This is a genomic window from Thalassotalea psychrophila (genome assembly GCF_031583595.1).
Lineage (GTDB): Bacteria > Pseudomonadota > Gammaproteobacteria > Enterobacterales > Alteromonadaceae > Thalassotalea_A > Thalassotalea_A psychrophila.
On record NZ_CP134145.1, the window covers coordinates 2660692 to 2684044 of the forward strand.

A 23353-nucleotide genomic window follows, 5' to 3' on the forward strand; every position below is an offset into this window, starting at 1 on the left:
GCTTTTTTTACATCAGGGATGATGGAATGCCGATTCGCCAAGGATGACAGTGGAATCGGCTCACTTCATGGATGATGGAATGCAAATCGCTATGGATGGCGATAGATTTGTAACTTCGAGGTAAACATGACAACAAACAACATGAACGCAATTGCTAAACTAGCAATAAGCTACATGGATTTAACCACTTTAAATGACACTGATACAGATGGCATTGTTGCTACACTCTGTAACCAAGCAAAATCAGTAGCTGGAAGTACAGCAGCCATTTGTATCTACCCTAGATTTATTCCTCCTGCTAAAAAATTATTAAAAGGCAGCGGTATTTTGATCGCTACGGTAACAAACTTCCCGCATGGCAACGATGATATTGATATTGCTGTTTCAGAAACAAAAGCTGCGGTTGCTTATGGCGCAGATGAAGTCGATGTTGTATTCCCTTATAGAGCATTAATGAGTGGTAATGAAAGTGTGGGCTTTGAACTAGTTAAAGCGTGTAAAGCAGTTTGCCCTGATAATGTTTTATTAAAAGTAATTATAGAAACTGGTGTATTAGCTACTGATGAGTTAATCATTAAAGCGAGTGAAATTTCGATTAACGCAGGTGCTGATTTTATCAAAACATCTACCGGTAAAGTTCCGGTTAACGCAACCCCTCATTCGGCAAAACTAATGCTGCAAGTAATTAAAGAACTTAACCCAAGCGTTGGTTTTAAAGCAGCAGGTGGTGTACGCACCGTTGAAGATGCAACAATTTATATCAATTTAGCAAATGACATTTTAGGCGATGATTGGATTTCAGCTAAAAATTTCAGATTTGGTGCCAGCGGTTTATTGGGTAATTTATTAGCAACGCTTGGGCACGGTGAGAAAAAGGCTGGTACTGGTTATTAATCAATTAACTTAATCAGTTACTAGTAAAGCCTATTTATCAGCTCAGAAAGGGGTATAAATAGGCTTTTTAGTATTTAGAGACTTAACGTAATGGCACAACTCTACTTTTATTACTCGGCAATGAATGCAGGAAAATCAACATCCTTGCTGCAGTCGTCTTATAACTACATAGAACGTGGGATGAATACGAAGGTATTTACCGCACAATTAGACAACCGTTTTGGTGTAGGTAAGGTTACATCTCGTATAGGGATAGAGTCTGACGCAATAATGTTTAATAAAGCTTCAGATCTGTTTCAACAAACTAATGAAATGCTAACCAGCGAACAAATACATTGCATTTTAATTGACGAAGCTCAATTTTTAACTAAACAACAAGTATTACAACTTACTGAAATTGTGGATAAATTATCAATTCCTGTACTTGCCTATGGTATAAGAACTGACTTTTTAGGTGAAACATTTACTGGTAGTGCAAGTTTATTGGCCTGGGCAGATAAGTTAGTAGAACTTAAGACTGTATGCCATTGCGGTCGCAAAGCAAACTTTATTATTCGATTTGATAGTAATGGCAAAGCCGTCACTCAAGGAGAGCAAGTACAAATTGGAGGTAACGATGTTTATGAATCTGTTTGCCGACAACATTTTAAAGCACTGGTTTGGGATAAACAGTAAATTAACCAATTTAACTTAAAAGTGAAGCGTGCTAGTATCATTCGTCTTAAAAAATGAATTTTTTCAGGACGTTGTAGTGAATTTCAAATCTATTTCTAGCCTACTGTTCTTAGGCCTTTCAACACTAACTCTAAGCGCTTGTGATTTTAACAATAATGTTGAGTCCAACACTCAAGTTCAACCTAAAAACATAATAATGGTTGTAGCCGATGGTATGGGGCCGGCATACCCTACTGCATTTCGTTATTATCATGATGACCCCGGTACACCATTAGTTGAACGTACCATATTTGATCAAATATTAGTTGGTTCTGCAAGTACTTATCCAGCTTCAGAATCAGGTTATATATCAACATCGGATGCAAGTGGTGCAGCCCTTGCCAGTGGAGTTAAAAAAAATAATTTTTTTGTAACGGATTCAGCGGCAAGTGCAACGGCTCTTGCTGCTGGAATCAAAACCTATAATGGTGCCATAGGTATCGATCAGCAAAAACAAGCGCATTTAACAGTGCTTGAGTGGGCCAAATCAATTGGTAAAACAACCGGTATTGCTGTTACATCGCAAATTGTGCATGCAACCCCTGCTTCTTACATTGCTAAAAATGAAAAACGCGGTAATTACAATGCTATAGCAGATAACTATTTTGATCTAAAAATAGATGGTAAATTTAAAGCCGATGTAATGCTTGGCGGCGGCACAAAGTATTTTATTAGAGAAGATAGAAATCTAAAAGATGAGTTTGTTGCTGCCGGCTATCAATACATTGATAAGTTCAGCCAATTAAGTACTTTAGATAGTAATAAACAAGTATTAGGTTTATTTGCCGATGTTGCCCTCCCATCTGCTCTTGATAGTGATAATAAAAATAGGCTTAGGACATTAACTCAAACTGCAATAAAACAGTTAGAAAACGACAATGGTTTCTTTTTGTTAGTTGAAGCAAGCCAAGTTGACTGGGGTGGACACAGTAACGACATAGCTTATGCTATGGGTGAAATGAATGATTTGTCCACAACCATGGAATATCTAAAGGACTATGTGAAACATAACCCTAACACTTTAGTTGTATTAACCGCTGATCATAATACTGGTGGCTTTAGTATTGGCTCAAATGGTGTTTACGAGTGGCAACCTCACTTTATTCAATTATTAAAAAAATCTCCGAACAAAATTGCCAATCTATTAGCGACTAACGAAATAACGGATCAACACCTTACTGAACTTTTAGGTTTTACTATAAGTGAAGAAGAGATTTTACAGTTTAATGTGATTAAGTTAGAACAAACATTAGCGGCAAGGCAGCAAAAGTTAAACGCCAATGAAGCGAAAATAGCATTAACTAAAAGATATTACGATGCGATAAAAAACATTATTGATATACGAACACATAGCGGCTGGACCAGTGGTGGACATACAGGAATTGATGTACCTGTTTATGCTATAGGGCAAGGCAAAGAGCAGTTCTATGGATTTCAAGACAACATTGAAATTGCTGAGAAGTTGTTTAAGTTAATGGGTAAAGAGTAGCATTAAAGTTCGAATACGCTAACGCTTCGATAGCTGCTTCGTAATTCGAAATGAAATGGATTCGTAATTCGTAACCAAAGAGGCCAGCAATTTGCTGGCCTCTTTGTTCAGGTTATATAATTTTCTAACTAGACTTTGCAGCTTTAGGTAAAGAATACTTCAATACGATAAAACCTAAAATACCAGATATCAATGAACCAATTATAATCCCTAATCGTTCATCAAATAATTTAACCATGGCGCCCGCCTCAAATGTTAACGAACCAATAAATAAACTCATAGTGAAACCAATACCACATAACGCTGCAGTACCGTAGAGCGTTTTCCAGTTCATGCCACTTGGTAGTTTGGTAAAGTTAAGCTTAATTGCCAGCCAACAAAAACCAAACACCCCTATTTGCTTACCAATTAATAAACCTAAAGCGATGCCAACCGGGACACTGTGCATTACATCTTCAAGACCAACGCCTTTTAAGCTGATCCCAGCATTGGCAAAAGCAAATACCGGCAACACAATAAATGCTACTACTGAATGCAAATCATGTTCTAAACTTTTCAATGGCGAATATTCAGGGTTAGTTTTAGAGCGCATAGGAATAAATAACGCCACTAATACTCCAGATAATGTGGCATGAACGCCTGACTTAAGCATGGCCACCCACATAATTGCGCCAATGACCATATACAAACTTCTGGCTTCTACCTTATTACGGTTTAATAAGTACAAAATAGGCAGACAACAAGCAACGATGATCAAACCAGTAGTAGAAATATCATCAGTGTAGAAACACGCAATAATAATAATTGCGCCAATATCATCAAAAATAGCGAGTGAGGTTAGAAATATTTTTACTGACGTTGGTACGCGAGAGCCAAGTAAGGTTAATACACCTAACGCAAAAGCAATATCGGTAGCGGCAGGTATTGCCCAACCATTAATTGCTTCAGGATCATCGTAATTAAAGTACACATAAACTAAAGCTGGAATTAACATGCCACCAATAGCACCAACTCCAGGTAAGATGATATTGCGTTTATCAGCGAGTTCACCTTCTTTTAATTCTCGCTTTAATTCCAAGCCAACTAAAAAGAAAAATATCGCCATTAATCCGTCATTTACCCATAACAATAGAGGTTTAGCGACCTCTAAAGGACCAACTCTAACTTCTACGGGAGTATCTAAAAATAAATTGTAATAATGATCTAATGAAGTATTTGCACAAATCATGGCAAGAACCGCCGCTATCATTAGAATGATGCCACCAGCAGATTCAAGTTTAAAAAAGTTTGTGATGAAATTATCTTGGTTATTCATAAAGCTCCATTGGGATAGGTAAATTGGAAAATAACTATGTCATAATAGCAAGAATACTATTAATAATAGTGTGTTTTAACATATAGATACAAAGTTGTATAAAAATTAGATTAATTATGTCGATAAACCAATCAAATTGAATTGGCTAGTTATGAGATTGAGTTATTAGGGATAAGTGCGGAAATTGTAAGTTTAATAAATTACAAACGGTGGGAAGCTAAATCAGCATAATTTCATTCGATGAATTTCTTATACTAATAATAAAGTAGAGCCGAACAATCAGCTCTACTAAATGTTTGCTTATAAGAAGCTATTTAAACGTTCAAAACCACGCTCTAAATCTTCAATCAAATCATCAACATCTTCCAAGCCAATATGCAAACGAATAACAGGATTATCAAGGGCAACAGTCGCATTAGGTCTAACTTTTTTAAGTGAGTTATATGCTAATACTAGGCTTTCAAAACCGCCCCACGAAAAACCCATTTTAAAGTGAGTCATGCCATCTAGAAATTCTGTTAATGCTTGTTTGTTGCTTTGCTTTAACGAAAACGAAAACAAACCATTACCGCCAACGAAATCTCGCTTAAAAAACTCATGTCCAGGGCATGATTCAAAAGCAGGATGAAATAAAGTATCTACTTCACTACGCCCTTGTAGCCATTGCGCTACTTTCAACGCATTTTCTTCATGTTGTTTAAGTCTAATTCCTAAGGTTCTTATTCCTCTTAGTGCCAATGATATATCATCTGGTGATGCGCATTGTCCGAGCAAATAAGATTTCTCTCGAAGAACTGGCCAACTTTTTTCATTAGCTGTTGCTGTACCTAGCATAACGTCAGAATGACCGCCAACGTACTTTGTTGCTGCTTGTACAGAAACGTCAACACCATGGTCAAATGGCTGAAAATGGATTGGTGAAGCCCATGTATTGTCTAAAATAACGGTAATGTCAGGGTTGGCCGCGTGAGCAACGTCACAAATACCCGGTACATCTTGAACTTCCATGGTAATAGAGCCGGGAGATTCAAGAAAAATCACTTTAGTGTTGTCTTGAATTAAATTCTTAATATCTTTACCAATAAGCGGATCATAAAAAGTAACTTCAACACCAAAACCTTTCAACGTTTGTTCACAAAAATCACGAGTTGGTTCATACACTGAATCAACCATTAACAAATGTTCACCTGTTTTTACAAACGCTAAAATAGCAGCAGTAATTGCTGCAGTTCCACAAGGATAAACATAACAACCTACACCACCTTCCAAAGCATTCATTGCATCAGCAAATGCAAATGTTGTAGGTGTGCCCCTACGCCCATAAAACATGCCTTGTTGGGCTCTCGTTTTAGCTGCTTCATTCATTTGTGCAACAGAATCAAATACAACCGTTGAAGCACGATAAACGGGAGGGTTTACTATCCCCTGTGTCCATTTTTTCGAGCGCCCGGCATTCACGATTTTTGTTTTATCTTTCATCTTGTTACTCAATTAAAGTTTATTTGATTAAATTTTGCCCTAGCAAGTATGGCTATCTAGCCATCTAAACCATTTTATACCTGTTATTTAAAATAGTTGCAACTGCTCATCTGTTATATCACCAAACGATTTTCCAATAAACGGTAAGATGCCATCCGCTACAGCCCCCAATTGTCGCTCTATGTACAAAGGATAATCTATTGCTGATGTTAGGTGTTCTTTAACTTGCGGGCCATTTACCGTCATCACATACTCTATCCAGCCTTTGTTTTGATAGCGCAAAGGTTTGCCAAGCTTTTCGTTTAAATGGTCAGCGTGGCGTGCAGCTTTAACATGAGGGGGGATATTTTTTTGGTATTCACTTAATTTACGACGCAAGCGTTTACGATAAATTAACTGCGTATCAAACTTACCAGCTAATGTATCGGCCACCATAGATAAAATGTAATCATCTACAGGTTCACCTCTAAACACTTTTAAATAAAGCGTCTGTTGAAAGCCTTTAGCAAGTTCGGTCCAATCTGTACGAACGCTTTCTAAACCTTTAAAAATAAGCTTTTCTGCGTCATCTCGCCCAACTAAACCTGCATAGCGTTTCTTAGTGCCTATATCTTGGCCACGTACTGTTGGCATCAAAAACTGATGAAAGTGTGTTTCAAACTCAATCTCTAATGAAGACTCAATTTGATATTTATCACTTAACTCTTGATCCATACGCTTATTAATAAGCATCATCATATCTTTACCAATGACTTGGCTTTGTTCGTCAGTTTTATCCTCACCAATACTTACAAAAATGGAATCTGTATCACCATATATTACCGTATAGCCCAACTCTTCTATCCAATCTTTGCTTTGGTTCAATAGCTGATGCGAACGTTTAGTTATTGAGCCAGATAGTCTTGGGTCGAAAAAACGACAACCTGTTGAGCCTAAAATTCCATAGAATGAATTCATGATAATTTTAATTGCCTGCGATAATGGCGTATTTTTATGTTGCTTGGCTTTATCTCGCTCTGCCCACAAGTTTTCAATTATTTTTGGTAAAAAATGTTTTTCACGAGAAAAGTGAGCACCATCAAAGCCAGGAATGGTTTTGAATTGATCTGGCTTAAGTTGTTCAATTTCGACTTTTTGTTCTATCAAGCCTTCAATTAAGCCCATAGGATCAATGTTAAACGTACGAATTATACTTGGATACAAACTTTTAAAATCAAGTACTAAAACGTTTTTATATAACCCAGGAATAGAATCCATTACATAACCGCCTGGCGACACCAAGCCACTGTCACCATCGCCCATATTTGGAGCAACATAACCACTACGATGCAGTTTAGGTAGATACAAATTGGTGAACGCAGCGACACTACCGCCTACTCTATCAAGTTCTAACCCGGTTAAAGCGGAACGTAAAACAGCAAAATCTAATAACAACGTTTTCTCAAAAATAAGCCAAACTAAACGGCAATCTTCGAGGTTATAACTAGCCAACTGTTGCTTGTGGTACAAAAATTTTCGTTTTATTTCTTCTACCCGGTTATCTACGTCTTCTATATCTTTACCAATTCCAAGTAAGTGCTGTGATACGTACTCAAGTGAAAAACTTGGAAATGAATAAGTTGCTGATTTTAATAAATCGATACCATCAAGTACCACTCTCCCGGCAATTAAGATAAAATTTTGTTCGGGACTTAAGCGGTTTTGTCGCCAAAAGGGGGCACTGCCATCACGACCTATAGCGAATTTAATGTTATTGATATCACAACGTTTTTGCAGCAGTTTAAAGTCAAAGTTGATAACGTTCCAACCAATAATGATGTCAGGATCAACCTCATTTAGCCAAGTAATAAACTTAAGTAACAAATCATACTCATCTTCTACCCATTCAATATAATCAGCAGAGTCTGCTTGTATATCGCCGATCATAAATACTTTTTTTATGGTGTTACTATAAGCACCAATAGAAAATAAATCACCATCATAGGAGCACTCTAAATCAATAGAAAGCATTGATAAGTCTGGAGTAAAATCAGTTTGTCTAGCCTTTACTTGCTGATATTGACTAAAGCCGACAGCGTTTTGTTGTACTCCGGTAAACTCCATTGCGCCGGTAATAAAGCGTTCCATTAAAAATCGGTCTTCTGGCCTTATATCATCTTCAAAACATTTAATGCCTTGAGCCTTTAATAGTTCCCTAGCTTTATAAAAAAGCTTTAAGTTAGCAAAATAAAAACCATGTACTTTATTTTGACTAAAGTTTTTCAAATTCAGAGCTTTATATTCATGCTTTATATTACTTTGATCTAAATAATTATGAGCTTGCAAAGCATTATCATGTTCAATGAAAAATACTGCTAATTCGTTATTTACAGTAATTTTAATCGGGCCATCAGCGCCCTTTAACCAATAAGTTAAAAGCATGCCTTGACGAGTGTCTTGCACTTGCCTGGTGAGGAGAAAACCTTTTTGAAGTTCTATAGACATTAAAAGTCGAATTAATACAAAAACCTGTTAATATATACAGCAGTATATTAAAGCAACACGCTAATGGAAACAAAAAAATAATGTTAGGTGATAAAACCAAGGAAATTATTCGTAAAGCTTATAAAAATATAGGCGATAAACTTGAAAATTTTACGCCAAGAAAAGAGCAAGCTTACCTAATAGCAGAAATTGCTAAAACTATTGCCGGTGAGTATTCAAAAGACAGAAAACATATTGTTATTGAAGCTGGAACAGGTACCGGTAAGTCATTAGCATATTGTTTAGGTGCTATTCCATTAGCTATATCTCGTAAAAAAAAGGTTGTTATATCCACCGCAACTGTTGCCCTACAAGAGCAACTTGTTTTAAAAGACTTACCGTTTTTATTAGAAACATCAGGTTTAAAGTTTGAATATTGCTTAGTTAAAGGTCGTCAGCGTTATGTGTGTAAACAGAGGTTAGCATTAGCGTGTAGTACCGATAGCGACACTGCACAAGTTGCCATGTTTACAGAAAAGCCTAAAGCCAGTGACATAAAACTGTTAAAGCGGTTAAATGACATGCTAAATTCAGGAAAATGGCAAGGTGATAGAGATTCATGGCCTACCCCTATTCCTAATCACATTTGGCAGCATATACAAAGTGACAAACACAGTTGTTTAAGACATTTAAGCGAGCACACTCATTGCCCTTTCCATAAAGCGCGCGAGCTAATGGATGTAGCTGATGTATTAGTGGTTAATCATAGTTTATTGCTTGCTGATTTAGATCTTGGCGGCGGTAAAATATTATCCGAGCCAGAAGACAGCATTTACATTATCGACGAAGCTCATCACTTACCTGACATTACTCGTGATCACTCTTCGGCAATGGCAACTGTAAAAGGTGCTATTGAATGGCTCGCAAAGGTAGCTGTAACAAGTGATAAAATAGGAAAACTTTGTAAAAGCCAACGCGCTATATCACCAGCATTAAAACTTGCCGATTTTACCCAAGAGGTAATTGCAGATTTACAAAAAGTAAATTCGTTTTTAGATGCCAACCAACAAGTATATTTTGCAAAAGAAAAACAATATCGATTTGAAAATGGTTTGATTCCACAAAATTTGAAGAACTTAGCTGAAGATATCTCATCAACCGCTAAAAAAGCCTTAAGCGAAGTAAATAAACTTTATAACTTGTTGATGGAAGAAGTTAAAGATGGTGAAGTACAAATGTATCTGGCAGAGCCATTACTAGCTGAGTCCGGTTTTGAAATTCAGCGTTTAGAAAACTTAGAAAAAATTTGGTATATGTATGCCAAAACCGATTCCGACAAAGGCGCCCCGCTTGCCCGTTGGCTAGAAAAAACATCAGGAAAAAGGGACGATTACTTAATTTCAGCGTCACCAATTGAAGTCGGCTTTTTTCTTGAAGATAACTTATGGAGTAAATGTGAAGCTGCAGTGTTATGTTCTGCGACCCTATGTGCGTTAAACTCTTTCGAGCACTTTCGCCGGCAAGCAGGCCTTGGTAATAATGATGGCACTCAGTATAAGAAGCTCGATTCACCATTTAACTTTCAAGAAAACGCCGTACTTAGCATTCCGAAAATGAAATATGAACCAAATGTTAGTGATGAATTTACCGAGGAACTAATTAAAAAAATTCCAAAAATATTAAGGGATCAACAAGCTAATTTAGTATTGTTCTCATCTTATTGGCAGATGGAAAAGGTAGCTGAAGCGCTGCGCAAAAAACCAAAATTTAAAGTACAAATTCAGGGCGAAAATTCACGACAAGAAATAATCAAAACCCACAAAGAACTCTGCAACGAAGGGAAAACCAGCATTATTTTTGGCAGCCAAAGCTTCTCTGAAGGCCTTGATTTACCAGGTAAGTACTTAACAAATTTAATTATTACTAAACTGCCCTTTTCGGTACCAACATCACCAGTAGATCAAGCCCAAGCGGAGTATGTAAAACTTAAAGGTGGAAATCCGTTTATGCTCTTATCTGTGCCAGATGCATCTAAAAAGCTTATACAGTCTTGTGGACGATTATTAAGAAATGAAAAAGACACCGGCATGATCACTATATTGGACAGACGCCTAGTATCTAAACGTTATGGCAAAGACCTATTAGATTCTTTACCACCCTTTAATCGTAATATTGAATATTAGCAATTTCTACAACATCAATAAGTGGCTTTGATTATTGCTTCAATATGGCGGTGATCTGTACCACAACACCCTCCCAATACATTTAAATTGGCTAGTTTATTTCGTAATACTTTATATTGAGCACCTAATTCGTCAGGGTTTCCAGCATCTAACTCTTGTGCTTCATCAAGCTCAGCATGACTTAAACAAGAAGCGTTTGCCCTAAGCCCGCGCACTCTTTTAATCCAAGGCTCGTTAAATTCAAAAATGTTTTCAAAATGACTAGGATGCGCGCAGTTAATCATGTAATAAGCGGGGTATTCTTGGCTAGCTTGATCAACCTTTTCAATCGCAGCTTTTAAGCTTTCACCAGTTGGTAAACATCCATTAGTTTCAAGCGTAAAAGAGATAACCACGGGCATACATAGTGCCTTGGCCGCTAAAGTGATTCCAATTGCTTCTTCGCAATAGGTCATAGTTAACGCGGTAACCATGTCACAACTTGTTTCACTAAAAGTTTCGATTTGATCATGATGATAGGCTTGAGCTTGTTCAACACTCATAAAAGACTGTGGGTTATAACCATCATCACCTGGTCCAATACATCCGCTAATGACCATTTCTGTCTCGCTGCTGTCATATTCGGCTTGAATATTTTCAAGTAATTGAATGGCTTTAATATTCACCTCTTTAACAGAAGCTTTGTCGTATCCGAGCTTTTTTGCCCAATCTTTATTTGCTCGCCAAGTAACACTTTCTAATATAAATCCTACTTGATATTGCTTGGCAATATCAATATAGGGTTTAAAGTATTGCTTAATTATATTTCTACCATGTTCATTTTTGAGTAAATCAAAAGATGCAAACTCAGGGAGTTCAATGCCATTATGGAAAATTAGTGTCGTTTCCATTCCGCCATCAGTAAGAAATAATGAGCCAGCTAGTTGAGGTAGGTTCTCTCTGTATTTATGCATAACTATGCCCTAGCGATTAAATTAATAGCTAGAGTATAGTTTACACAGGAATAATTGGATGGCCTGCTGTTTACGTGCCTTGTTTGTCTATTCGATACCTATGTATTTATGAACTTGAACCGACAAGCGCCAGTTATTTTCAATACAGGTATCTATTGCAAGTTTAGTTGCTCGCTCTTTTTGACTAATAGGCTGTAAATAAATAGGTGTAGATTTTATATCATGCTCTTTTAGTAATGCTTTTAAATCATCAACATGTTGCTCGGTTGCTATTGGATGTTTTATTTCATTAGCTCGTTGCATAGCAGATGATAAAATATCATAGCCTCCACGCATATTTACTTTTGGTGAGACTGTGACCCAGCAATCATCGGAGACTAATATTTCAAAGGTACCTGATGTTTCGATCTGACAAGAAAAGCCATGTTGTTCAAACAGTTCACAAAGTGGCTTTAGATCAACCATACAAGGCTCACCACCAGTAATAACAATGTGTTTGGCTCTAAACCCTTTGCTTTGAAATATTCTAAGCATGTCTTCAGGGCTTAAATCTACCCACTCATCAGTTTCGGCTTTTTTATTAAGCACCACATCGCTTGCAACTTCACTGTCTAAATTTATTTCCCAAGTGTGTTTAGTGTCGCACCAGCTACACCCTACAGGGCACCCTTGCAGGCGTAAAAAAATTGATGGTTGGCCTGTAAATGAACCTTCACCCTGGAGAGTTTCAAATAATTCGTTAATTTTATAGTGACTCATAATAAATAATCTTTGGTATCGCCGAATTTTCGAGTAAAATTAGTTAATTGAAATTAATCATACCAATTTCATTAATTTAGTGGTCTACTTTTTCGTGAGAAAAAATGGATAAATTCAAGGCATAAAATTTAGTAAGTAGTTATTCTACTTATAAATTTTATAACGCAGTAGTTTATTCTTTTTAGCCACTAAAAATGAGCAGTTAATTGGTGAACTTGGTATTATACATGAAGAGTGCAAACAAATGACTGAAAAAGTGTCAGAAAATAAAGTAGTAGTGATCTATTCCGGAGGAATGGATTCATTCACAGTATTAAACCGTGCAATTAAAGATGGTAAACAAGTTTATGCACTTTCCTTTGATTATGGGCAAAAACACATAAAAGAACTAGAGTTTGCTGCTAACGTGTGTAAAGAACTCAACATATCGCATAAAATTATTGATATCAGTGCAATTAATCAGTTACTTGGTGGTTCATCTTTAACTGACGATATTGATATTCCAGAAGGTCATTACGAAGAAGAAAGTATGAAGTCTACGGTTGTACCAAATCGTAATATGATCTTACTGTCTATGGCTGTAGGTTATGCAGTGTCAGTAGAAGCTGCTCAGGTATACTATGGAGCTCATTCGGGCGACCATGCAATTTACCCTGATTGTCGTCCAGAGTTCGTGATGAAAATGAACGATGTTTGCCAAATAGCCAACTATCAACCTGTTGAAATATTTAGTCCTTATTTGACTCAAACTAAAATTGATATCTTAGCTGACGGATTAACAATGGGATTAGATTATGGTAAGTCTTGGACGTGTTATAACGGCAGAGAAAAAGCTTGTGGTAAATGTGGGGCGTGCCAAGAACGACTTGAAGCATTTGACCTTAACCAGGTTGTTGATCCATTAGATTACGAATAAACAATTATTCAATACAAATTTATACCTGAATTATAGTAAGCATTAAAATGCTAAAGAAGGATTTTAATAGCTTCATTTAAATCATTGCTGATTACCAAAATTCAATTTTTCCTTTTGTAATGTGTCAAGAAACTTTACAAGTTACCCATATCATATTTTTGTAAAATAAATATCGTAATAATTATCATTAACTTAACCTGATGGTACGTAATTTGCTTCATGTACTTACTTGTATGCGCATAAAGGAAGTATATTTATGAAGTATTTAATTAAATTTTCAGTGGTATTATTTGCTGCAATAGTTATTAGCACAAATGCGTTCGCAACTCTGATAACTACAGAATCAGGTTATGATGGTCCTACTCTTGATTTATCAGCATACCAAAATGGCTCCTACAATTTCACTTTTGGTCCAGAAGCTTTACCCGGTGGAATAACTTTTACAGCAGCACCTGGTGGTGGTGGTAACACTGGAGGAGGGTCAGTAATTGGTCAAGGTTCATATGGGTTAGCTGCTAATGGTGCTTTCGGTGGAGATGCTGTATATATAGGTCTTAATTCAAGTACGGGCTACGCAGATCTCACATTTGATGCTGAAATATCTTTCTTTGGTGCTTTTTTTAACTACGCTCCGGGTTATGGCGCCCCAGTCATTTCAGCACTAGATGACGGTGGTGGTATAATTGAAAGTTGGGATTTATCAATTTTTGCACCAATATCAACACCGGGAGGATTTAACGAATTTGAATTCAGAGGCATTGATTTAGGTGACAATACTTTTAAAACCTTCAGGTTAGGTGGTAGTTATATTTTAATGGCGGCAACAGGCGATGGTAACCCTGATGGTGGTGACGGTGGTAATGACGATACTTCTAGTATTCCAGAACCCTCTACTCTTGTAATATTTAGTCTTGGATTGATTGGAGTAATACTTAGAAGACGAAATAAACATTAAAAGAAGCATCCTAAAATATTGAATATAAATCCTCGCTTTAAAATGGGGATTTTTTTATACGAAAAGATTTATCGTTTAGCTTTATTACCTACGGCATTATAAGTATTCTTCTTATTTTGATTAACCGCTTTTTATTATTAATATGCGCTTTAATAAGCTAGTGATTATCAATCATATTTCGTCTTGATATTAGAATAGCCCAAGAAAATAAAACTAAAGCAGCCAAATACCCAAATATTTCTTATAAATGATTTTTATATCGCTTAGAAAAAAATCATTTAAATAAATAACTTAGCTAAACGGTATTTATACATAAAGTTTAAATGCCTACAAGGCCCATAATTATTAGGCTAAATGCGAATTTCTAGCCTAAACTTATCTTATGTCTTAGTTAATTATAGGAGGACGTATGGGCTCTATTTGGGAACATCATGCTATTCATTTAGCCGATCTCATTAGTGCAAAGGACGAGTTACAAGCACATTTGTATTTAGAACAGTTAATGTTATTCCCTGTTGATATACAGGATAAAATCATTAATGAGATTTCCAGTTTACGTAAGTGCAATACCAATGATATTGCAGAAATAATTACGTTTTATAGTTCAAGAGTTTAACTGTAAAAATCTGGTTATGTTTTTAGTTGTAAATTTCGTAGTTTAGATATTTCATCTCTACATGCAGCCGCTTTTTCAAACTCTAAATTGCGTGCATGATCAAACATTTCATTTTCAAGGCTAGCAACTTTTTTATCTATTTCTGTAGTAGTTAAAATATGTTGCTCTGCCTTAGGTGAAGCAACCTTTAAATTTCCTTCTTTTAATCCACTGCCAACACCCATAACATCTTGTATTTTCTTAACTAGCCCTTTTGGTGTAATGCCATTATCAATGTTATAGTTGTGTTGTTTTTCACGTCGTCGTTCCGTTTCATCAATCGCTTTTTTCATCGATTTAGTAATTCTGGCAGCATATAAAATCGCCTTGCCTTCTAAATGACGGGCAGCGCGACCAATGGTTTGAATTAACGACCGCTCTGAACGTAAGAAACCTTCTTTATCAGCATCTAAAATAGCTACTAAAGACACTTCAGGTAAATCTAAACCTTCGCGCAATAAGTTAATACCGATCAATACATCGAATACACCTAACCTTAAGTCACGAATAATTTCCATGCGTTCAACAGTATCTACATCTGAATGCAAATAACGCGTAGCGACGCCATGTTCGATTAGATACTCACTTAAATCTTCTGCCATTCTTTTTGTTAATGTAGTCGCTAAAACTCTCTCATTTTTAGCCACCCTTATTTTAATTTCAGACAGTAAGTCATCTACTTGGGTTTCTACAGGGCGAACTTCAATTTCGGGATCTAATAAGCCTGTTGGCCTTACAACTTGCTCGGCAATTTCACCCGAAGATTTATCAATTTCATAATCACTTGGCGTTGCTGACACGTAAATTGTTTGTGGTGAAATAGAGGTGAACTCATCAAACTTCATTGGTCTATTATCAAGTGCAGAAGGTAATCGAAAGCCGTATTCAACCAAATTTTGTTTACGTGATCGGTCGCCTTTATACATTGCGCCTATTTGCGGCACAGTAACATGTGACTCATCTAAAATAAGCAAACCATCATCCGGTAAATAATCGAATAAAGTTGGTGGCGCATCACCAGGTTCACGACCAGACAAATAACGAGAATAATTTTCAATCCCCGAGCAATACCCTAGTTCAGTCATCATCTCAATATCAAACTGAGTGCGCTGTACAATACGTTGCTCTTCAACAAGACGATTGTTGTCTTTTAGTTGCGTTGCTCGCTCTTTCAATTCAACTTTAATTTTATCCACGGCCGCAAGTATTTTTTCTCGTGGTGTCGCATAGTGAGTTTTTGGATAAATAGTAATACGTGGTAAAACACTCTCGACTTGTCCAGTAAGCGGATCAAATTGACTAATACGCTCTACTTCTTCATCAAATAACTCTATACGAATAGCAAGTCTATCCGATTCAGCTGGAAATATATCAATTACATCGCCTCTAACGCGATATGTCGCACGTTGAAACGCAACATCATTACGTTTGTATTGTAATTCAGCCAAACGTCTTAAAATGTCGCGTTGATTAATTATATCGCCCTGTCTAAGGTGCAACATCATTTTCAAATAAGAATCCGGATCTCCTAAACCATATATTGCCGATACAGATGCAATAATCACGACATCTCGACGTTCCAATAGTGCTTTAGTTGCCGATAAACGCATTTGTTCAATATGCTCATTGATAGATGCATCTTTTTCAATAAATGTATCGGTCGTCGGCACATAGGCTTCAGGTTGGTAATAATCATAATATGAAACAAAGTACTCAACCGCATTATGAGGGAAGAATTCCTTCATTTCCCCATAAAGCTGAGCTGCGAGCGTTTTATTCGGTGCTAATATCATCGTTGGGCGCTGTTGTTTGGCAATAACATTTGCAACGGTAAAGGTCTTACCTGAGCCAGTAACACCCAAGAGTGTTTGATGCGCTAAACCAGAGTCCAAACCATCCATTAACTTAGCTATAGCAGTAGGTTGATCGCCACTTGGGGTATAATCAGAGACGATTTGAAATTCTTTACTCATGATTATACTTCCGCAGGTTTTAAGGTTTCTGGATTTTTAAACTGTTTGTTAAATAAGTAATAAGACACTATAGCCATAAACATATTTCCCAATAACGCGCCAACAAACAAACCGGTTAAACCAAAGAATAAACTCCCCACATATGCCAATGGAACATAAAACACGAATAAACGAACAATACTCAACATCAACGCAACCATAGGTTTATGCAGAGCATTAAAAGAAGAATTAGTTAAAATAACAATTCCTTGTAAACCGTAGCCTAGCGGTAAAATCCACATAAATAAGGTGATAATATCAGCCACGCTTTGCTCTTTTGCAAAGGCAGAAGTGATAAGAGGAGAAATGACAATAAGCACTGCATAAATTGCAATTTGCCACATTATGACAAATTTAGCTGAAACATTATAAGCTTGCTCAACCCGCTCTATATTACCAGCACCAAAGTTCTGGCTAATAAATGGTGGTAAAGTCATCGACATAGCAAGTACTACTAAACACGCAATCGATTCAATTCGAGATCCCACACCAAATGCTGCCACGGCCGATTCGCCATAGCCAGCTACAATAGCAGTCATTATAGCTGCAGCTATAGGTGTTAACATATTAGCCCCAGCAGCTGGCAAACCAATTTGCAGTATCTGCCTTGCAGATTTCTTTATAACAGACCATTCTGGTAATGTTAAATGAATGAGCTTACGCTGAAATGCTAGTACATAAGTAATAAACGCTAAACCAAAACCCCAAGAAATAACCGTAGCTAATGCAGCTCCTTGAATACCCATTGCAGGTATTGGTCCAAAACCAAAAATGAATACAGGATCTAATACCGCATTGATTAAACCTGCACTACCCATCACTATACTAGGCGTATGAGTATCACCAGAAGCTCTTAATACCGCATTACCAATCATTGGGCCAATTAAACCAACACTTCCTAAAAACCATAAATCCATATAATCATGAATAAGTGGTAATAAATGAGGTTTAGCGCCCAATAAAGTAAATATTTGGTCGGAAAATACGTACCCCAGCAAAGATAAAATTATCACGATGATTGATGTTATCAATAGCGCAACCGTCGCAGCATTACGTGCATCTTCGGTATTTCCTTTACCTAAGGTTTTTGCTATCACCGCAGACGTACCAATTCCTAAACCTATTGCTAAGCTGATCACGGTAAAAGTTATGGGGAAAGTAAAGCTTATTGCTGCTAAAGGTTGAGTACCTAGCAAACTGACAAAAAAGGTATCGACTAAGTTAAATGTCATTAATAATACCATGCCAAAGATCATTGGAATGGTCATATTTTTTAATGTGCTATTAACAGGACCATTCAATAAATCTTGATTTGTCCGTTTATTTTTCTTTGTCATCGATAAAATAATACTTTGGGAAAGGAAAGTTTATTATTGTAAAAGATACTAACGGTACTAGCTATTATTTATTAGATTATTAAGTAATTAATCAGCATTTTGTCTAAAACAATTAATTTATACACATTTTGAGTATAAAATATTCGATTGTTTAGAAAATAGGCCATTAGCTCCAAATATAAACAATCATCTCATAAGTCATTGTAAATACGCACGTTTAGGTATTAACAAATACAATATCTAAATAATAAAATACAATAGAAACAGCCTTGTACAAATTGTTTACACTTCAATACACACACTTATCCACAGAAACAGTGGATAACTTTTTAGGAAAATTAGAAACTTTGTTAAAAATTTATTAACAACCGACTTGCCGCTAGGCGGCTAATTCAGCGGCAATTTGTACGCAAAACAAGCAAACAATACAACAATTGAAATTAATCTTATTTTTAGTGTTGACAGGCTCGATATAGAAATATAATATTCGGCCCCGTTAAGCAAGTTGCTTAACGACAATTCCTCAATAGCTCAGTTGGTAGAGCAACGGACTGTTAATCCGTTTGTCCCTGGTTCAAGTCCAGGTTGAGGAGCCAAATTAAATGTAATGGCTTAAAATCTTTTTAAGCGGTTATGTAAAGAACAATTCCTCAATAGCTCAGTTGGTAGAGCAACGGACTGTTAATCCGTTTGTCCCTGGTTCAAGTCCAGGTTGAGGAGCCATATTTGGTGATGATATACACGAAGTTGCTATAGCAACGGACTGACTAATATAAAATCGCCGTTCCTCCCCGGATCAAGTCCAGGTTGAGGAGCCACACAAAAAGTAGATAATTACCTACTATAAAAAATAATTCCTCAATAGCTCAGTTGGTAGAGCAACGGACTGTTAATCCGTTTGTCCCTGGTTCAAGTCCAGGTTGAGGAGCCACATTTAAGAAGGCCTGCTATCTAGCAGGCCTTTTTGTTCATGGAAGAATTATATGCAGAAATGCCATGGATGGTGTATTTTCTGTTTTGCTTTCTAGACGAAAGTAATTCCTCAATAGCTCAGTTGATAGAGCAACGGACTGTACTCTCTATAAAATCGGCGTTTATCCCTGATTCAAGTCCAGGTTGAGGAGCCACATTTAAGAAGGCCTGCTATCTAGCAGGCCTTTTTGTTCATGGAAGAACTATATGCAGAAATGCCATGGATGGTGTATTTTCTGTTTTGCTTTCTAGACGAAAGTAATTCCTCAATAGCTCAGTTGATAGAGCAACGGACTGTACTTAGATTGTTGAAAGTCAAATACGTTTAGAAAAAATACACCGTCATTCCGCAGTGCTTTTGTGCGGAACCTCCCTCAGGTTATAACGAGCATCAAATAATTTATCTGTTATTCCGCAGTAGTAGGGTCAATTATCCTACGCACCTGTTGAATACTATTAGCTGGAAAGCCACCTTTATTAGCGTGTTCCATAACTACGTCTTCATTTGGTGCTATATATACACAATATATTTTGTTGTCGGTAACATAACTCTCTAGCCATTGAATACTAGTACCTATTTCACCTATCACCGAACAGGATTTTTGTGAAATAGCGGTAAATTCATCACAAGATAATTGACCAACATCAGGAATTTCTCTTTCAATGATATATTTGGGCATGACAAGCTCCTTATAAAGTTATTTCAGTATAGGCTACCCTGCAATTATTGCTGCTCGTTCATTTCCTTATAATGTAGATAAACACCAAACATAATAACAATCACGCCGATTGCTGGGTTTAGTCCTAATCCATTTATTAATGCACCTGCAGCCATAACCAGATGACCATATACTGAATAACCAACTTGCCTACAAGGCTTGGCTTTGCCTGTTTTTAATAACATGGCCGCTATAACACTATACAAAAAAATTAACGCCCATAAAAAACTAAAAGCACTTTCCATAAAATCCTCACATAAAATCCTAACGTTATAATAATAGAAGATATTTGAAGTTTTTCACGTTGTCGTTTTAAAGAAACTATTTCTAAATCAGCAATAAAAGTAAGCTGTATGTATTGGAAATGATCACGATTAAGGTAAACTTAACTAATTAATAAAAAACATAAGTATTTTATGAGTATACCCACAGGAAAATATCAACATTTTAAAGGCAATTTCTATCAAGTTTTGCATGTTGCTAAGCATAGTGAAACTGAAGAAGAATTTGTTGTTTACCAACCACTTTATGGCGACAGAAATATTTGGATAAGACCCCTTTCAATGTTTAATGAAACCATAGAAAGGGATGGTAAAACGTTATTAAGGTTTGCAAAAGTAGCTGATTAGCATTGAGCTAAACGTAGAGCATCCCTAAAGAGAGTCAATTTCTAACCGTTTTAAACAAGGAAGTTGTATATGCCATGTTCACATTATGACATGGATGTCATGTATTAGAGCAATGCATTAGTACATGGATGTATGTAAGTAGAATAACGCAGGAGCAGTTATCGAGGGAGCAATTGCCGAGGGATGTGAAGGAATGGTCCATGGCAAATGGACAAGTATTACTTGTCCTTTGTTTCAATAGTTTGTCAATGAACTGCTTAGTGGTTAATTGTTAGGATATATTTGCCAATATTTTTATTTTGACTCATTAAATTGTGAGCTTGGTCGGCTTCACTCCAGTCAAATTCTTGTTCAATTACAGGCTTAATAAGACCTTTAGATAGAGCTAGAGAAAACTTATCACTAAAGTCTTCGACAAGCTTACTTTTGTAGCTATCAGATCGACTTCTTAACGTAGATGCATGAATATTTACTCGTTTAAGTAGCATTTTTGCGACATCAACTTTCTCACAAAAGCGTCCTCCAAGCATTGCTAACATCACAATTTTAGAATCTAAAGCTGCAACATCAATATTTCTTGATAAATAATCACCGCCAACTACATCTAAAATGACATCAAACCCTGATTTCAAATTTTGTTTTTTCCAGGCAACAAAATCCTCTTCGGTATAGTTAATAATGTTATCTGCGCCTAAAGCTTTACAAGCATTGGCTTTCTTTTCAGAGCTAACCGTAACAGTAACTTGAGCGTTTATTGCTTTACATAGTTGGATTGCAGCTGTTCCAACGCCACTTGCGCCAGCATGAATAAGAACTTGCTGTTTAGGTTGTAAATTCGCAATTGAGAATAAACTTTGAAATGCAGTTAAATAAACCTCAGCAATAGCCGCGCCCTGGGCAAAGCTAAGATGTTCTGGCAGAGGTATCATATGTGATGCTTTAATTTTCACAAACTCGCTATAACCACCTCCTCCTACAAGCCCTAAAACTTTATCGCCAATGTTAAAACTACCTACCCCACTGCCTAGTTTGGTAATTTCACCACAAACTTCTAGCCCCAATATTGGCGATTCACCGGGCGGAGGTGGATACTTCCCCGCTCGTTGTAATAAATCAGCACGATTAACACCACACCCATGTACCTTTAACAGACATTCATCATCAGCAATAATTGGTGTTAGTGTTTGGTTAAATACTAGCTCTTGTTGTTCATTTACATCTATAAACTTCACGCGCCATCCTAATAACAACAGGTTAAATTGCTAAAAGGCAACTTAACCAATAGAAAAATGATTAATATCTCGAGGATGTGTTTGATCAACGCTAACGTCTTCAACCTGTGCTTCTTCAGGCCCTTGATGCAACCAGTCGAGCATATGTTGAACATTATCTTCATCACCACACACCATAACCTCTACACTACCATCTTCAAGATTATGTGCATAGCCACTTAATGAATAGTCTATGGCAATATTTTGGGCACTGGCTCTAAAATACACACCCTGTACGACACCAGTTACTTTCGCTATATAACAAACCTTCATAGTTTATCCTTTTGTTATTGTCGCCTGATTGTATGCATTGTTAACTGCGCCAGCTTTGTTTACAATCAGTGCTCTTTTTACCTTACATAAAGAATATAGTATGTCTGCACGAATAATGTTAAATCCTGCGCGAGAAAAATCACTTTTACGTCGCCATCCTTGGATTTTTTCCAAAGCGGTCAATAAAATCATCGGAAAACCTCTACCGGGAGAAACTGTAGATATTTTTGACAGTAAAGGAAATTGGCTTGCCAAAGGCGCATATTCGCCAGAATCTCAAATTAGAGTTCGAGTGTGGACGTTTAATCAAGATGAAAACATCGATGATGAGTTTTTTAGGACTCGTTTTATCAATGCTGCTACATTACGAGAAAAACCTATCACCGATGGCGGTTTAAATGGTTTCCGTTTAATTGCTGGCGAATCAGACAATCTCCCTGGCCTAACAATTGATGTCTATGACAACATATTAAGTTGTCAGCTGTTAAGTGCAGGAGCAGATTTTCATCGTCATAGTATCTTTAGAGTATTAGAAGAACTATACCCAGAACATGCGATCTATGAACGATCAGATGTTGATGTACGTAAGAAGGAAGGTCTAGAATTAACTAAGGGTTGGATCACAAAACCATTAGAATCTACTGAATGCATTATTGAAGAGCACGGCATTAAAATCAAAGTCGATGTCGACAAAGGCCACAAAACAGGCTTTTATCTTGACCAACGAGACTCTCGTTTAGCTGCTGGAAGGTATGCTAAAGATAAAACAATTTTAAACTGCTTTTCATACACAGGTACATTTTCATTGCATTGTGCTCAAGCAGGCGCAAAAGAAGTCATCAATGTTGACGTATCACAAACAGCATTAGATCTTGGCAAGGAAAATCTTGAATTAAACAATTTACAAGAAAAAAACGTAAAGTTTGTCAAGCAAGACGTATTTAAATTACTGCGCCAATATCGTGAGCAAGGTAAAAAGTTTGATATGATCATTCTTGATCCTCCAAAGTTCGCAGATTCAAAAGCTCAGCTTAAAGGTGCATGTCGAGGTTATAAAGACATCAATATGTTAGCGATGCAACTATTGAATAAGAATGGCTTATTATTAACATTCTCTTGTTCTGGCTTAATGGATTCAGGCTTATTTCAAAAAATTGTTGCAGATGCGGCATTAGATGCAAAACGCGAAGGGAGAATTATTGAACGATTACATCAGGCAGCAGACCACCCTATTTCGCTAAATTACCCAGAAGGTTACTACCTTAAAGGCTTAGTCTGCCAAATGGATTAATATACCTGCACTATCTATGAATGAAATATACTTCTGAAGTTAGCGCGGAAATAAATTAGGGGCAGATCTAAATA

Annotated in this window: 20 protein-coding genes and 4 tRNA genes; 13 read left to right on the top strand and 11 right to left on the bottom strand. The window is 36.7% G+C overall.

Annotated elements, in window-relative coordinates:
- The first annotated feature begins 126 nt into the window (after positions 1–126).
- The 3 genes from deoC to RGQ13_RS10835 all read left to right on the top strand — a co-directional run bounded on the left by deoC (position 127) and on the right by RGQ13_RS10835 (position 3097).
- The gene (gene deoC / locus RGQ13_RS10825; protein ID WP_348389764.1) at positions 127–894 is read left to right on the top strand and encodes a deoxyribose-phosphate aldolase; all 768 of its coding nucleotides are present in this window, start codon (positions 127–129) and stop codon (positions 892–894) included.
- Positions 895–984: 90 nt separating this feature from the next.
- Complete coding sequence (locus RGQ13_RS10830) at positions 985–1569, top strand: thymidine kinase (RefSeq protein WP_348389765.1); 585 nt, start codon at positions 985–987, stop codon at positions 1567–1569.
- Between the two features lie 76 nt (positions 1570–1645).
- On the top strand, positions 1646–3097 hold the full coding sequence (locus RGQ13_RS10835) for an alkaline phosphatase (protein ID WP_348389766.1): 1452 nt from the start codon (positions 1646–1648) through the stop codon (positions 3095–3097).
- 124 nt (positions 3098–3221) lie between these two features.
- On the opposite strand, the gene nhaA is transcribed toward RGQ13_RS10835, so the two are convergent.
- The 3 genes from nhaA to RGQ13_RS10850 form a co-directional block, all read right to left on the bottom strand.
- Positions 3222–4412, bottom strand: a complete 1191-nt coding sequence (gene nhaA, locus RGQ13_RS10840; protein ID WP_348389767.1) for a Na+/H+ antiporter NhaA — start codon at positions 4410–4412, stop codon at positions 3222–3224.
- A 300-nt stretch (positions 4413–4712) separates the two neighbouring features.
- On the bottom strand, positions 4713–5903 hold the full coding sequence (locus tag RGQ13_RS10845) for a cystathionine beta-lyase (RefSeq protein ID WP_348389768.1): 1191 nt from the start codon (positions 5901–5903) through the stop codon (positions 4713–4715).
- A gap of 75 nt (positions 5904–5978) precedes the next feature.
- Positions 5979–8375 carry a DNA polymerase II gene (locus RGQ13_RS10850; protein ID WP_348389769.1) on the bottom strand — a complete coding sequence of 799 codons (2397 nt, stop codon included), beginning with the start codon at positions 8373–8375 and terminating at the stop codon, positions 5979–5981.
- Positions 8376–8455: 80 nt separating this feature from the next.
- Here RGQ13_RS10850 and dinG point away from each other — a divergent pair, with 80 nt between their 5' ends.
- Positions 8456–10537, top strand: coding sequence for an ATP-dependent DNA helicase DinG (gene dinG, locus RGQ13_RS10855; RefSeq protein WP_348389770.1), 2082 nt, complete (start codon positions 8456–8458; stop codon positions 10535–10537).
- 14 nt (positions 10538–10551) lie between these two features.
- Here dinG and RGQ13_RS10860 read toward each other — a convergent pair whose 3' ends face one another.
- Together RGQ13_RS10860 and queE are read right to left on the bottom strand one after the other, a co-directional pair.
- A complete protein-coding gene (locus RGQ13_RS10860; protein WP_348389771.1) occupies positions 10552–11490 on the bottom strand; it encodes a homocysteine S-methyltransferase family protein in 939 nt (312 codons plus the stop codon).
- 87 nt (positions 11491–11577) lie between these two features.
- Positions 11578–12249 (bottom strand): 7-carboxy-7-deazaguanine synthase QueE, encoded by a 672-nt coding sequence (queE, locus tag RGQ13_RS10865; protein ID WP_348389772.1) that lies wholly within the window; start codon positions 12247–12249, stop codon positions 11578–11580.
- A 244-nt stretch (positions 12250–12493) separates the two neighbouring features.
- Between queE and queC the strand changes: the two genes are divergently transcribed.
- The 3 genes from queC (at position 12494) to RGQ13_RS10880 (ending at position 14736) form a co-directional block, all read left to right on the top strand.
- Positions 12494–13165, top strand: coding sequence for a 7-cyano-7-deazaguanine synthase QueC (gene queC, locus RGQ13_RS10870; protein WP_348389773.1), 672 nt, complete (start codon positions 12494–12496; stop codon positions 13163–13165).
- Positions 13166–13421: 256 nt separating this feature from the next.
- A complete protein-coding gene (locus tag RGQ13_RS10875) occupies positions 13422–14120 on the top strand; it encodes a PEP-CTERM sorting domain-containing protein (protein ID WP_348389774.1) in 699 nt (232 codons plus the stop codon).
- A 409-nt stretch (positions 14121–14529) separates the two neighbouring features.
- Entirely contained in the window at positions 14530–14736 is a 207-nt protein-coding gene (locus tag RGQ13_RS10880) for a hypothetical protein (protein WP_348389775.1), read from the top strand.
- A gap of 14 nt (positions 14737–14750) precedes the next feature.
- On the opposite strand, the gene uvrB is transcribed toward RGQ13_RS10880, so the two are convergent.
- A complete protein-coding gene (gene uvrB / locus RGQ13_RS10885; RefSeq protein ID WP_348389776.1) occupies positions 14751–16748 on the bottom strand; it encodes an excinuclease ABC subunit UvrB in 1998 nt (665 codons plus the stop codon).
- A gap of 2 nt (positions 16749–16750) precedes the next feature.
- Positions 16751–18124 (bottom strand): MATE family efflux transporter, encoded by a 1374-nt coding sequence (locus RGQ13_RS10890; protein ID WP_348389777.1) that lies wholly within the window; start codon positions 18122–18124, stop codon positions 16751–16753.
- A 520-nt stretch (positions 18125–18644) separates the two neighbouring features.
- Here RGQ13_RS10890 and RGQ13_RS10895 point away from each other — a divergent pair.
- The 4 genes from RGQ13_RS10895 to RGQ13_RS10910 all read left to right on the top strand — a co-directional run bounded on the left by RGQ13_RS10895 (position 18645) and on the right by RGQ13_RS10910 (position 19251).
- Positions 18645–18720, top strand: a tRNA-Asn gene (locus RGQ13_RS10895).
- 51 nt (positions 18721–18771) lie between these two features.
- A tRNA-Asn gene (locus RGQ13_RS10900) sits at positions 18772–18847 on the top strand.
- A 132-nt stretch (positions 18848–18979) separates the two neighbouring features.
- A tRNA-Asn gene (locus tag RGQ13_RS10905) sits at positions 18980–19055 on the top strand.
- Positions 19056–19163: 108 nt separating this feature from the next.
- Positions 19164–19251: transfer RNA gene (locus RGQ13_RS10910), tRNA-OTHER, on the top strand.
- Positions 19252–19503: 252 nt separating this feature from the next.
- On the opposite strand, the gene RGQ13_RS10915 is transcribed toward RGQ13_RS10910, so the two are convergent.
- A complete protein-coding gene (locus RGQ13_RS10915; RefSeq protein WP_348389778.1) occupies positions 19504–19776 on the bottom strand; it encodes a DUF4242 domain-containing protein in 273 nt (90 codons plus the stop codon).
- Positions 19777–19820: 44 nt separating this feature from the next.
- Complete coding sequence (locus RGQ13_RS10920) at positions 19821–20060, bottom strand: hypothetical protein (RefSeq protein ID WP_348389779.1); 240 nt, start codon at positions 20058–20060, stop codon at positions 19821–19823.
- A gap of 171 nt (positions 20061–20231) precedes the next feature.
- On the opposite strand from RGQ13_RS10920, the gene RGQ13_RS10925 reads away from it, so the two are divergent.
- Entirely contained in the window at positions 20232–20444 is a 213-nt protein-coding gene (locus RGQ13_RS10925) for a DUF1653 domain-containing protein (protein WP_348389780.1), read from the top strand.
- A 257-nt stretch (positions 20445–20701) separates the two neighbouring features.
- Here RGQ13_RS10925 and RGQ13_RS10930 read toward each other — a convergent pair whose 3' ends face one another.
- Together RGQ13_RS10930 and RGQ13_RS10935 are read right to left on the bottom strand one after the other, a co-directional pair.
- Complete coding sequence (locus RGQ13_RS10930; RefSeq protein WP_348389781.1) at positions 20702–21676, bottom strand: NAD(P)H-quinone oxidoreductase; 975 nt, start codon at positions 21674–21676, stop codon at positions 20702–20704.
- A 42-nt stretch (positions 21677–21718) separates the two neighbouring features.
- Positions 21719–21988 (bottom strand): acylphosphatase, encoded by a 270-nt coding sequence (locus RGQ13_RS10935; RefSeq protein ID WP_348389782.1) that lies wholly within the window; start codon positions 21986–21988, stop codon positions 21719–21721.
- Positions 21989–22088: 100 nt separating this feature from the next.
- Here RGQ13_RS10935 and RGQ13_RS10940 point away from each other — a divergent pair, with 100 nt between their 5' ends.
- Complete coding sequence (locus tag RGQ13_RS10940) at positions 22089–23279, top strand: class I SAM-dependent methyltransferase (protein WP_348389783.1); 1191 nt, start codon at positions 22089–22091, stop codon at positions 23277–23279.
- The last annotated feature ends 74 nt before the right edge of the window (positions 23280–23353 follow it).